General features: G+C 61.0%; 9 protein-coding genes. All 9 read right to left on the bottom strand.

Translation table 11 applies throughout. The features are described 5' to 3' along the window. Nucleotides 1-67: 67 nt before the first annotated feature. The 9 genes from hutG to hutU all read right to left on the bottom strand — a co-directional run bounded on the left by hutG (nucleotide 68) and on the right by hutU (nucleotide 12,022). Nucleotides 68-871 carry an N-formylglutamate deformylase gene (hutG, locus tag EL257_RS01735; RefSeq protein WP_126359263.1) on the bottom strand — a complete coding sequence of 268 codons (804 nt, stop codon included), beginning with the start codon at nucleotides 869-871 and terminating at the stop codon, nucleotides 68-70. A 10-nt stretch (nucleotides 872-881) separates the two neighbouring features. After that, nucleotides 882-2,087 (bottom strand): imidazolonepropionase, encoded by a 1,206-nt coding sequence (hutI, locus tag EL257_RS01730; RefSeq protein WP_126359260.1) that lies wholly within the window; start codon nucleotides 2,085-2,087, stop codon nucleotides 882-884. Nucleotides 2,088-2,329: 242 nt separating this feature from the next. Continuing rightward, the gene (gene hutH, locus EL257_RS01725; RefSeq protein WP_126359258.1) at nucleotides 2,330-3,862 is read right to left on the bottom strand and encodes a histidine ammonia-lyase; all 1,533 of its coding nucleotides are present in this window, start codon (nucleotides 3,860-3,862) and stop codon (nucleotides 2,330-2,332) included. A 117-nt stretch (nucleotides 3,863-3,979) separates the two neighbouring features. Then, a complete protein-coding gene (gene hutH / locus EL257_RS01720) occupies nucleotides 3,980-5,503 on the bottom strand; it encodes a histidine ammonia-lyase (protein ID WP_126359256.1) in 1,524 nt (507 codons plus the stop codon). 446 nt (nucleotides 5,504-5,949) lie between these two features. Next, entirely contained in the window at nucleotides 5,950-6,780 is an 831-nt protein-coding gene (locus EL257_RS01715) for a quaternary amine ABC transporter ATP-binding protein (protein WP_126359254.1), read from the bottom strand. Continuing rightward, the gene (locus EL257_RS01710) at nucleotides 6,777-7,628 is read right to left on the bottom strand and encodes an ABC transporter permease (protein WP_126359252.1); all 852 of its coding nucleotides are present in this window, start codon (nucleotides 7,626-7,628) and stop codon (nucleotides 6,777-6,779) included. Before EL257_RS01710 ends, EL257_RS01715 begins: the two co-directional genes overlap by 4 nt. A gap of 70 nt (nucleotides 7,629-7,698) precedes the next feature. After that, nucleotides 7,699-8,667, bottom strand: coding sequence for an ABC transporter substrate-binding protein (locus EL257_RS01705; protein WP_126359249.1), 969 nt, complete (start codon nucleotides 8,665-8,667; stop codon nucleotides 7,699-7,701). A gap of 71 nt (nucleotides 8,668-8,738) precedes the next feature. Beyond that, complete coding sequence (locus tag EL257_RS01700; protein WP_126359247.1) at nucleotides 8,739-10,211, bottom strand: purine-cytosine permease family protein; 1,473 nt, start codon at nucleotides 10,209-10,211, stop codon at nucleotides 8,739-8,741. 122 nt (nucleotides 10,212-10,333) lie between these two features. Continuing rightward, nucleotides 10,334-12,022: a urocanate hydratase gene (hutU, locus tag EL257_RS01695; RefSeq protein WP_126359245.1), complete on the bottom strand. Its 1,689-nt coding sequence runs from the start codon at nucleotides 12,020-12,022 to the stop codon at nucleotides 10,334-10,336. Nucleotides 12,023-12,059 lie beyond the last annotated feature (37 nt).

Below are 12,059 nucleotides of genomic sequence, written 5' to 3'. Positions count from 1 at the left end.
TTCGGCCTGGTTGTCGGCTGAACAGACGCCTTCGCGAGCAGGCTCGCTCCCACAGGGGAGTGCGTGATTATTTGCTGTAGTGTTTTTCGCCCCAAGCCAGATAGCCTTGCAGCAATTCTTTGAGCACCACTTGCGTGGGTTCGGCCAGATCGGCGCGGTAGCGGAACGGCTCGAACTCTTCCATGTAGGTGGACTGGCACAGTTCCAGCTGCACGGCGTGGATGTTTTCTGCCGGGTTGCCGTATTGCCGGGTGATGTGCCCGCCCTTGAAGCGACCGTTCAGCACATGGCTGAACTGAGCATGACGCGCGCAGATCGCCTCAAGTTGACTGGCCAGCAGCGGATCACAACTGGCGCCGTTGAATGTGCCAAGGTTGAAGTCCGGCAATTTGCCGTCGAACAAGTGCGGGATGATCGAGCGGATCGAGTGCGCATCGAACAGCAGCGCATAGCCAAACTCGGCTTTTAGCCGCGCCAGCTCTTCAGCAAGCGTGCGGTGATACGGCGTCCAGATCTGCTGCAGATAACTTGCGCGCTCTTCGCGCGACGGCTCCAGCCCTTCCTGAAACAACGGAATGCCATCGAATAGCGTCGCCGGGTACAACCCGGTGGTCGCTCCGGCATACAACGGTTTGTCGTCGGACGGCCGGTTGAGGTCGATGACGAAACGCGAATACTCGGCAGCCAGGGTACTGGCGCCCAATTCCTGGGCAAAGTCATACAGCTGCGGGATATGCCAGTCAGTGTCAGGCAGGCTTTTCGCGGCGGGGATCAGCCCAGCCTCGACTGCCGGCGTCAGACGCAAACCCGCGTGGGGCATGCTGATCAGCAGCGGCACGCGGCCTTGTTTGAACTTCAGAACCTCTTCCACAACCGCTCTCCTACCAATGTAATTCGACGCCGTGGCGCACGATGCGCTTGTCCAGATCACCGCCCAGCCAATAGGCCAGATCCGCCGGACGCTCGATGTCCCAGGCGACGAAATCGGCAACCTTGCCAACTTCCAGCGAACCGTGGGTATCGGCCATCCCCAGCGCTTGCGCGGCATGGATCGTCGCGCCAGCGAGCGCTTCTTCGGGAGTCATTCGGAAACACGTGCAGGCCATGTTCAGCATCAGGCGCAGCGACAGCGCCGGCGAGGTGCCGGGGTTGAGGTCGCTGGCGATAGCGATTTTCACCTTGTGCTTGCGCAGAGCGTCCATCGGCGGCAGCTGGGTTTCGCGCAGGAAGTAGAACGCCCCCGGCAGCAAAACCGCGACGGTATCGGCGGCGGCCATGGCGATGGCATCGGCCTCGTCCATGAACTCCAGGTGATCGGCGGACAAGGCTTTATAGCGTGCCGCGAGGCTGGAGCCGTGCAGCGACGACAATTGCTCGGCGTGCAGCTTTACCGGCAGACCCAGTTGTTGCGCGGCGACGAACACCCGCTCGACCTGCTCCGGCGAGAACGCCAGGTATTCGCAGAACGCATCGACGGCATCGACCAGCCCTTCGGCGGCGAGTGCCGGGAGTATCTGCTCGCAGACAAGATCAATGTATTCGTCGGCGCGATCCTTGTACTCCGGCGGCAATGCGTGTGCGGCCAGACAGGTGCTGCGCACGCTGATCGGCAATTCGTCGGCGAGGCGGCGAATAACGCGCAAAATCTTCCGCTCGTTGAGCAGATCGAGGCCGTAGCCGGATTTCATTTCCACCGTGGTCACGCCGTCGCGCATCAGGCTTTTCAGGCGTTTGGCGGCGCTGGCGAACAGCTCGTCTTCAGTGGCTTCGCGGGTGGCGCGCACGGTGCTGGCGATGCCGCCGCCCTGCGCGGCGATCTCGGCGTAACTGACGCCTTGCAGTCGTTTCTCGAATTCGCCGCTGCGATTGCCGCCGAATACCGTGTGAGTGTGGCAGTCGATCAGGCCGGGGGTGACCCACGCGCCTTGCAGGTCATTGACCGCCGGGTATTCGCCGGACGGCAATTGATTGCGCGGTCCGATCCACTCGATGAGCGCACCGGCCGTCACGATCGCGGCATCCTCGATGATCGAATAGGCGCCTTGGGCCATGGTTGCGACGTGGCAGTGTTGCCAGAGGGTTTTCACTGTTGGCCTCCGTTTGGGTAGATGTGGTGGGTAGCCTGCAAAGCCCCTCACCCTAGCCCTCTCCCGGAGGGAGAGGGGACTGACCGGGTTGTTCTGTCGAGCTACATCGACCTGAAATTTCTCAGCCGAACTCACGTTGCGAAAACAATGAAGATCGGCTCCCTTCCCCCTCTCCCCTTGGGGGAGAGGGCTGGGGTGAGGGGATCGATTTCACTAACAATACAAATCTCCCCGTAAAGCGCTTACAAACTAGGCAACAACTGCCCAGCAACAAGCTCGGTCAAGCACCGCGACGCCAGCAATTCAGTCGCCGCATTGATGTCCGGGGCAAAAAAGCGGTCCTTCTCGTAAAACGGCACTTCCTTGCGCAAGATCGCCCGAGCCTGTTCCAGTTTCGGCGAGGTCTTCAGGCCGTTGCGCAGATCCAGCCCCTGCGCGGCCGCCAGCCATTCCACCGCGAGAATCCCGCGAGTGTTCTCGGCCATTTCCCACAGGCGTTTGCCCGCTGCCGGCGCCATCGAAACGTGGTCTTCCTGGTTGGCTGAAGTCGGCAGGCTGTCCACCGAGTGCGGATGCGCCAGCGCCTTGTTCTCGCTGGCCAGCGCCGCTGCGGTGACTTGGGCGATCATGAAACCGGAGTTCACCCCGCCATTGGCCACCAGAAATGGCGGCAGCTGCGACATGTGCTTGTCCATCATCAGCGAGATCCGCCGCTCGCTCAGCGAGCCGATTTCGGCGATGGCCAAGGCCATGTTGTCAGCGGCCATGGCCACCGGTTCGGCGTGGAAGTTACCGCCGGAAATCACGTCGCCTTCAGCGGCAAACACCAACGGGTTGTCGGAAACGGCGTTGGCTTCAACCGCCAGCACTTCCGCGGCCTGACGGAACTGGGTCAGACAGGCACCCATGACTTGCGGCTGGCAGCGCAACGAATACGGATCCTGAACCTTGTCGCAATTCTGGTGCGACGCCGACACTTCGCTGCGCTCACCGAGCAGATCACGATAAGCCGCGGCGGCGTCAATCTGGCCTTTCTGGCCACGGGCCGCGTGAATCCGCGCATCGAACGGTGAGCGCGAACCCAGCACCGCTTCAACGGTGAGGCTGCCGAGCGCCAGCGCACCGGCAAACAGATCCTCGCCTTCGAACAGACCGCGCAACGCAAACGCCGTGGACACCTGAGTACCGTTAAGCAATGCCAGACCTTCTTTCGCCGCCAATGTCAGCGGCGTCAGGCCGGCGACTTTCAGCGCTTCAGTGGCTTCCAGCCACTCACCTTTGTAACGCGCCCTGCCCTCGCCCAGCAGCACCAGCGACATGTGCGCCAGCGGCGCCAGATCGCCCGAGGCACCAACCGAACCTTTCAGCGGAATGTGCGGATAGACCTCGGCGTTGATCAACGCAATCAGTGCATCGATCACTTGCCGACGAATCCCGGAAAAACCCCGGCTGAGGCTGTTGACCTTGAGCACTATGATCAGCCGCACGAGTTCATCGCTGATCGGCTGGCCAACCCCGGCGGCGTGGGACAGCACCAGCGAACGCTGGAGATTTTCCAAATCTTCGCTGGCAATGCGCGTCGAGGCCAGCAGGCCAAACCCGGTATTGATGCCGTAGGCGGTACGGTTCTCGGCGAGGATCTGCTCGACACAGGCAACACTGGCTTCGATCTGCGCCGAAGCGCTGCTGTCGAGGCTCAGTTGCACCGGGTTCAGATAGACGTCACGCAGTTGGGCCAGGCTCAATTGGCCGGGAATCAGGTTCAGCGCAGTCATCAAAATGCTCCTTGTGGGACATTGTTATTGGTTACCAGTCGCTCCGGAGCATTCCGTTATCCGTCGCTTCTCGCCTTTTGGACGATTCGCGCCTTGGCACGCTGGCAGGGTAGTTATTCAGTGCAAATTGGCTAGAACGCTGTGCTGCACGTTCGGGTTTTTCAGCACGCTCGCGGCGGCGGCGATGTCCGGCGCCAGCCAGCGATCCTGATCGTAGGCCGGCACCGTTTCGCGCAGCAGGCGCCAAGCGGCGTCAGTGCCGGCGCCGAAGCGCTGTTCCTTGAGAAATTCGAACGCCTGCGCCGCCAGCAAGTACTCGATGGCGAGGATCTGCGTGCAGTTTTCCAGCGCGCGGTGCAGCTTCAGCGCGGCGTTGGTGCCCATGCTCAGGTGATCTTCCTGCAGGCCCGAGGTGATGTAGTTGTCGAGCACCGCCGGTTGCGCCAGTTGACGATTCTCCGCACAGAGCGAGGCGGCGACGTATTGCACGATCATCATCCCCGAGTTGACTCCCGGATTGGCCACCAGAAACGCCGGTAGTCCGCTGACGTGCGGGTTGACCAGGCGATCGAGACGGCGCTCGGCAATCGAGCCGATTTCAGCCATGGCAATCGCCAGCAGATCCGCCGCCATCGCCACTGACTGGCCGTGCGGATTGGCCTGCGACATCACCCGGAAATTGTCCGGTGTACCGAGCAGCAACGGGTTGTCGGTGCAGCCATTGAGTTCGGCTTCGACCTGTCTGATCGCATGCTCGAGTTGATCGCGCGCAGCGCCGTGCACCTGAGGAATCGAACGGATGCTCAGCGCGTCCTGGGTGCGAATGCCTTTGCTCGACGCAATCACTTCGCTGCCATCAAGTAATGCGCGCAGATTGGCGCCGACCTGCTGCATGCCCGGATGCGGCTTGAGCGAGATGATCTCGGCGTCGAACGCATCGATCTGGCCGCGCTGGGCTTCAAAACTCATTGCGCCGATGACATCGGCCCATTGAAGAAGACGCGTGGCATCGGCAATCGCCAGGCAGCTGAGGCCGGTCATGCACGGCGTGCCGTTGACCAGGCACAAGCCATCCTTCGCGCCGAGCTGCACCGGTTGCAAACCTTCTTCGGCCAACGCCTGTTGCGCCGACATGATCTGCCCGCGATAGCTGACATTACCGACGCCGAGCAACGTAATGCCGATGTGCGCCATGTGCGTCAGATAACCCACCGAACCTTGCGATGGCACCTGCGGGGTAATGCCGCGATTGAGCAGCGCCAGCAGCGCTTCGACAACGCCGCGATGAATACCGGATCTGCCGTGACTGAAGTTGTGGATGGCGGCGCAGATGATGGCGCGGGTCTGTTCGTCAGCGAGGACCGGACCGACGCCGCAGGCATGGCTGAGCAAGGTGTTGCGCGAGAGCTGGCTGAGCTGTTCGTCTTGCAGCGAGACGTTGGACAGACCGCCCAGGCCGGTGTTGACGCCATAGGCGCGTTCGCCGCTGGCGACGATGCGCTGGACGATCGCCTGAGCGTTGTCAATGCGCGCCCAAGTGTCGCTGGACAGCTCCAGCGGCGCGCCATGGCGAGCCACGGCGACCACGTCCTGCCAGCGCAGATGATCACCGGTGATAACGATTTTTTCAGCCTGGGACATCTAAAACCTCAACCGTAAAATTGATGCAGCTTCACCGGCCCTATCGCTGGCAAGCCAGCTCCCACAGGATCTCCAGTGTTCACACAATCTCTGTAGGAACTGGGCCTGCCAGCCCTCATTGTTCACACAACCCCTGTGGGAGCTGGGCCTGCCAGCCCTCATTGTTCACACAACCCCTGTGGGAGCTGGGCCTGCCAGCCCTCATTGTTTACACAACCTCTGTAGGAACTGGGCCTGCCAGCCCTCATTGTTCACACAATCTTTGGAGGAACTGGGCCTGCCAGCCCTCATTGTTCACACAATCTCTGGAGGAACTGGGCCTGCCAGCCCTCATTGTTCACACAATCTCTGTAGGAACTGGGCCTGCCAGCCCTCATTGTTCACACAACCCCTGTGGGAGCTGGCTTGCCAGCGATGGGGCCAGTCAGTGCACTGCATTATTCAGATCAAACCACCGCCGCCCGCCGCTGCACGAACCGGTGAACATATTCATCCGCCGGCGAATGCAGGATCTCGCGCGGCGTGCCGACCTGGATCAACCGGCCATCCTTGAGAATCGCAATGCGATTGCCGATGCGCACGGCTTCGTCGAGGTCGTGGGTGATGAATACGATGGTTTTGTGCAAGGTCTTTTGCAGCTCCAGCAACTGGTCCTGCATCTCGGCGCGGATCAGCGGATCCAGCGCACTGAACGCCTCGTCCATCAAAATGATGTCGGTGTCCGCCGCCAACGCTCGGGCCAGGCCGACGCGCTGACGCATCCCGCCGGAGAGCTGGTGCGGGTATTTGTTTTCGTAGCCCTTCAGGCCCACGGTGTTGATCCAGTGCAGCGCGCGTTCAGCGCACATCTGCTTGCTCTCGCCACGCACCTTCAAGCCATAGGCGACGTTATCGAGCACGGTTTTGTGCGGCAGCAGGCCGAAGCTCTGGAACACCATGCTGATCTTGTGCCGGCGAAATTCGCGCAGGGCATCCATGTCGTACTGCAGGATGTCCTCGCCATCAACCAGAATCGCCCCGCTGGTGGGATCGATCAGGCGATTGAAGTGGCGCACCAGGGTGGATTTGCCCGAGCCGGACAGGCCCATGATCACAAAGATTTCGCCGGTGCCGATGCTCAGCGACAAGTCATTCACGCCGACCACGCAACCGGTTTCGCTCAGCACCTGATCCTTGCTTTTGCCCTGACCGACCATGGCCAAAGCATCCTTGGCGCGACTGCCGAAAATCTTGAAGACGTTGCGCACTTCGATCTTGCTCACGGTTGCGTCGCTCATTTGTTCACCTCGTGCCGTGGCCGACCATACGCTTGAGTGATGCGGTCGATGACCACCGCGAGAATCACGATCGCCAGACCGGCCTCGAGGCCGCGACCGACGTTGAGGGTCTGAATGCCCACCAGCACATCCTCACCCAGACCACGTGCACCGATCATCGAGGCGATGACCACCATCGACAGCGCCATCATCGTTGTCTGGTTGATCCCGGCCATGATGCTCGGCAGGGCCAGCGGCAGTTGCACGCCGAACAGTTGCTGCCAGCGGTTGGCGCCGAAGGCGTTGATCGCTTCCATCACCTCGCCGTCGACCTGACGAATGCCGAGGTCGGTCAGGCGAATCAGCGGCGGTGCGGCGTAGATCACCGTGGCGAAAATCGCCGGGACTTTGCCCAGACCGAAGAGCATGAGCACCGGGATCAGGTACACGAAACTCGGCATGGTCTGCATGATGTCGAGCAGCGGCATCAGCACCGAACGCAGACGATTGCTGCGCGCCGAAAGGATCCCCAGCGGAATGCCGATCAGCACCGAAATGATCGTCGCGACCATCATCAGCGCCAGGGTCTGCATGAGTTTGTCCCAGAGGCCGACCGCGCCCACCAGAAACAGCAAGCCGACGATGATTGCCGTGGTCACCACTTTGCGCGTGGCGTGCCAGGCGATGACACCGACGATCGCCAGCATCAGCCACCACGGCGCCGCACGCAGCAAGCCTTCAAGGCTGACGATGGCCCACAGCAGGGTGTCGGAGATATGCCGGAACACGTCGCCATAATTGGTCACCAGCGAATCGACCCAACCGTTGACCCAGTCGGCGATGGAAAAGGTAAAGCTTTCGGGAAACATAAGGGACTCTCAATCAAGGGGTTGCGATCAAGCGCCCGGCTGCCGTGGCTGGCAGCCGGGGAGACCTGACCTACAAGGCCGCGTCGATTTTCTTGGCAGCGTCGTCGCTCACCCATGCGTGCCAGACTTCAGGATGTTCCTTGAGAAAGATTTTCGCCAGTTTTGCCGACTCGATACGCTCCTTGGCCATGCGCCCGAGGTTCTGATTCAGCAGGTCGATCGGCAGGTTAACCTTTTCCAGCACGGCGACTAGCTCCGGAGCTTCGTCGTGGAAAGTTTTCGACAGGCCGACCTTGATGCTGATGCTCTTGTTGCCCTGCGCCTTGTCTTCAAGTCTGACCGCATCGATCTGCCCCATCAGCGGCGTCGGCGACCAGTAGTAGAAGAGGATCGGCTCGCCACGCTTGTAGCTCGACAGCACCGCTGCATCCAGCGCAGGACCTGTGCCCGGGCGGAAGTTGGTGTAGCTGTTTTCGAGGCCGTAGCTCTTGAGCATTTCGCTGTTGTCGAGTTCGCAGGTCCAGCCGGCCGGACAGTTGTAGAAGCGGCCCTTGGACGGCTCTTCGGCGTCCTTGAAAACGGCAGCGTATTTGCCCAGGTCAGCGATGTTTTTCAGGTCCGGGGCTTTCGCCTCGAGCTTGCGCTTGGCGTCGCCTTCGATCACGTAACGCGGCACGTACCAGCCTTCGACAGCGCCCACCACCGGTGCGCCGACGCCGACGACTTTGCCGGCCTTCTCGGCCTTGTTCCAGACCTCGCTGCGGCCGACCCACTCTTCGGCGAACACTTGAATATCGTTGCTGCTCAGGGCGTTTTCCATGGTGATGGAATTGCCCGGCAGGCTGTCGGTCTTGCAGCCGTAACCTTTCTCCAGCACCACTTGCAGCATGTCGGTCAGGAGCATGCCGCTTTCCCAGTTCAGGCCGGCGAACTTCACCGGTTTGCCCGATTCGCACCAGCCGGCGGCTTGCGTCGCACCAGCACTGGCCAACAGGCCCATGGACAGCAATGTGGTCAGCAGGGTCTTGTTCGATTTCATTGTCGTGACGCTCCTAATCATGAATGGGCTTACGGCAGTTCAACAGGCATCCAGCCTTGTCCTCGTCCAGATCAGGCCTGCGCCGCAGCGCGACCGGCCCCGCTCGTTTTTGCTTGTACGACGCTGTTCTGCTCGGCCGGCAGAATCAGGCGATCGGGCACTGCGCTGTGCCATTTTTTTGCGCAGACGAAGTAGACGGCGGCCGGCAGCACCAGGCCGATGATCCACGAAATATCCACATCACCGAGGGCCGCCACCAGCGGGCCGGTATAGAACTTGGTCGAGATGAACGGCAGCTGCACCAACACACCGAACACATAGACGCTGATGCCGAGCAGGTTCCAGCGACCATAGCGACCGTTCGGATCGGCCAGTGCTGGCACGTCATAGCGCTCGCGGGTGATGCAGTAGTAGTCGACCAGATTGATCGCGCTCCACGGGGTGAAGAAGGCGAGCAAAAACAGGATGAAAGACTTGAACGCCCCGAGGAATGAGTGCTGTCCGAGCAGCGCGATCAGCGTCGCGGCGCCGACGATGAACAGTACGAACACCAGGCGCTGCAGACGCGAGACCTGCAAATGGCCGCGAAAGCCGCTGATGATGGTGGCGATGCACATGAAGCTGCCGTAGGAGTTCAGCGTCGAGATGGTGACTTTTCCGAACGCGATGCTGAAGTACAGCAGCGCGGCGGTGGCACCGGTGCCGCCCAGCCCGACGATGTAAGCGACTTCATGCCCGGCGAATTGACCGTTGGCGGAAGCGGCGGCAAACACGCCGAGGATCATTGCCACTTGCGCGCCGATCACTGAACCGGCACCGGCGGCGAAGAAAGTCTTTACCGCCGAGGTGTTGCTCGGCAGGTAACGGGAATAGTCGGCGACATACGGGCCGAAAGCGATTTGCCATGAAGCCGCCAACGACACGGCCAGGAGAAAACTGCTCCAGCTGAAGTGACGGATTTGCATGAGTGCGCCGACGTCGGTCTGGCTCATCAGGCGCCAGAACAGGAACACAAAAGCGAACACGCCGATGATGCTGGCGACGCGGCCGATCCAGTGGATCACCCGATAACCCAGCACTGTGACCAGCACGATGACACTGGCGAAAATCAGGATGCCGACACTGTCGCTGACATTGAACAACTGACCCAGCGCCTGCCCGGACAGCACCGTACCGGTGGCGGTGAAGCCGAGGTACATCAGGCACACCAGCACGATCGGAATGGCCGCGCCGTAGACGCCGAATTGCACGCGACTGGAAATCATCTGTGGCAGGCCCAGCTTCGGCCCTTGCGCGGCATGCAGCGCCATCACCCCGCCGCCGAGCAATTGGCCGATCAACAGACCGATCAACGACCAGAACACATCGCCCCCGAGCACCACGGCCAAGGCCCCGGTCACGATTGCGGTGATCTGCAGATTGGCGCCCATCCACAGGGTGAACTGGCTGAACAGACGACCGTGTCTTTCCGCTTCCGGGATGTAGTCGATCGAACGTCTTTCGATCAACGGTGTACTGCCTGCACGCTCGTTGTTAACCGCCATGATTCAACCTCTGTGGATTGTTGGATTCTTTGTAGGAGCTGCCGCAGGCTGCGATCTTTTGATCTTGAAAACCTACAATCACAAGATCGCAGCCTGCGGCAGCTCCTACAGGGGTCATGCGTTTATTTGCCGGTGATCATCGGCAGGTTCAGCCCCTGCTCTTTCGCGCAATCGATCGCGATTTGGTAACCGGCGTCGGCATGGCGCATGACGCCGGTCGCCGGGTCGTTGTGGAGCACGCGGGCAATGCGTTCGGCGGCCTCATCGGTGCCGTCGCAGACGATCACCATCCCCGAATGCTGCGAGAACCCCATGCCAACGCCGCCGCCGTGGTGCAGCGACACCCAGGTCGCGCCGCTCGCGGTGTTCAGCAATGCATTGAGCAATGGCCAATCGGAGACGGCGTCGGAACCATCCTGCATCGATTCGGTTTCGCGGTTGGGGCTTGCCACCGAGCCGGAGTCGAGGTGATCGCGACCGATTACCACTGGCGCCGACAGCTCACCGCTTCGCACCATCTCGTTGAAGGCCAGACCGAGCTTGGCGCGCTGGCCCAGACCAACCCAGCAGATCCGCGCCGGCAGCCCCTGAAAGCTGATGCGTTCGCGGGCCATGTCCAGCCAGTTGTGCAGGTGCGCGTCGTCGGGGATCAGTTCTTTGACCTTGGCGTCGGTTTTGTAGATGTCCTGCGGATCACCCGACAGCGCCGCCCAGCGGAACGGGCCGATGCCACGACAGAACAGCGGACGGATGTAGGCCGGTACGAAGCCTGGGAAATCGAAGGCGTTTTCGACACCTTCTTCCTGAGCCATCTGACGGATGTTGTTGCCATAGTCGAAGGTCGGGATGCCTTGCTTCTGGAACTCCAGCATGGCTTTGACGTGCACGGCCATCGACTGCTTGGCGGCTTTGATCACGGCGGCCGGTTCGGTCTTGGCGCGGGCGCGGTATTCGTCCCAGCTCCAGCCGGCTGGCAGGTAACCGTTGAGCGGGTCATGGGCGCTGGTCTGGTCGGTGACCATGTCCGGGCGCACGCCGCGCTTGACCAGTTCCGGCAGGATTTCGGCTGCGTTGCCGAGCAGCGCGATAGAGATTGCCTTGCCTTCCTTGGTGTATTTGTCGATGCGCGCCAAGGCGTCGTCGAGGTCTTTGGCCTGCTCATCGACGTAACGGCTTTTCAGGCGGAAATCGATGCTGACTTGTTGGCATTCAATGTTCAGCGAACAGGCGCCGGCCAGGGTGGCGGCCAGCGGTTGCGCGCCGCCCATGCCACCGAGGCCAGCGGTCAACACCCAGCGACCTTTGAGATCAGCGTTGTAATGCTGGCGACCGGCTTCGACAAAGGTTTCGTAGGTGCCTTGAACGATGCCCTGACTGCCGATGTAGATCCAGCTGCCGGCGGTCATCTGGCCGTACATGGCCAGGCCTTTAGCGTCGAGTTCGTTGAAGTGTTCCCAGCTCGCCCAATGGGGCACGAGGTTGGAGTTGGCGATCAGCACGCGCGGTGCGTTGGCGTGGGTTTTGAACACGCCGACCGGCTTGCCCGATTGCACCAGCAGGGTTTCGTCGTCATTCAAGTTGGTCAGACTCTCGACGATCTTGTCGTAGCACTCCCAGTTCCGCGCCGCGCGACCGATACCACCGTAGACCACCAGCTCTTTCGGGTTTTCGGCGACTTCAGGGTCGAGGTTGTTCATCAACATGCGCAGCGGCGCTTCGGTCAGCCAACTCTTGGCGGTCAGCGTGTTACCGCGTGCGGCGCGAATCTGCACGTCACGAAACTTGTTGCTGTTCTGGGTATTGTCAGTCACGAAAAAGACTCCTCAGCGATCAATTCAAACCAACCCT

This window comes from Pseudomonas fluorescens, from assembly GCF_900636825.1.
GTDB classification, from domain to species: Bacteria; Pseudomonadota; Gammaproteobacteria; order Pseudomonadales; family Pseudomonadaceae; genus Aquipseudomonas; species Aquipseudomonas fluorescens_BG.
The sequence above is the reverse complement of the archived record's forward strand: the minus strand, read 5'-3'. Positions and strand labels throughout refer to the sequence as shown.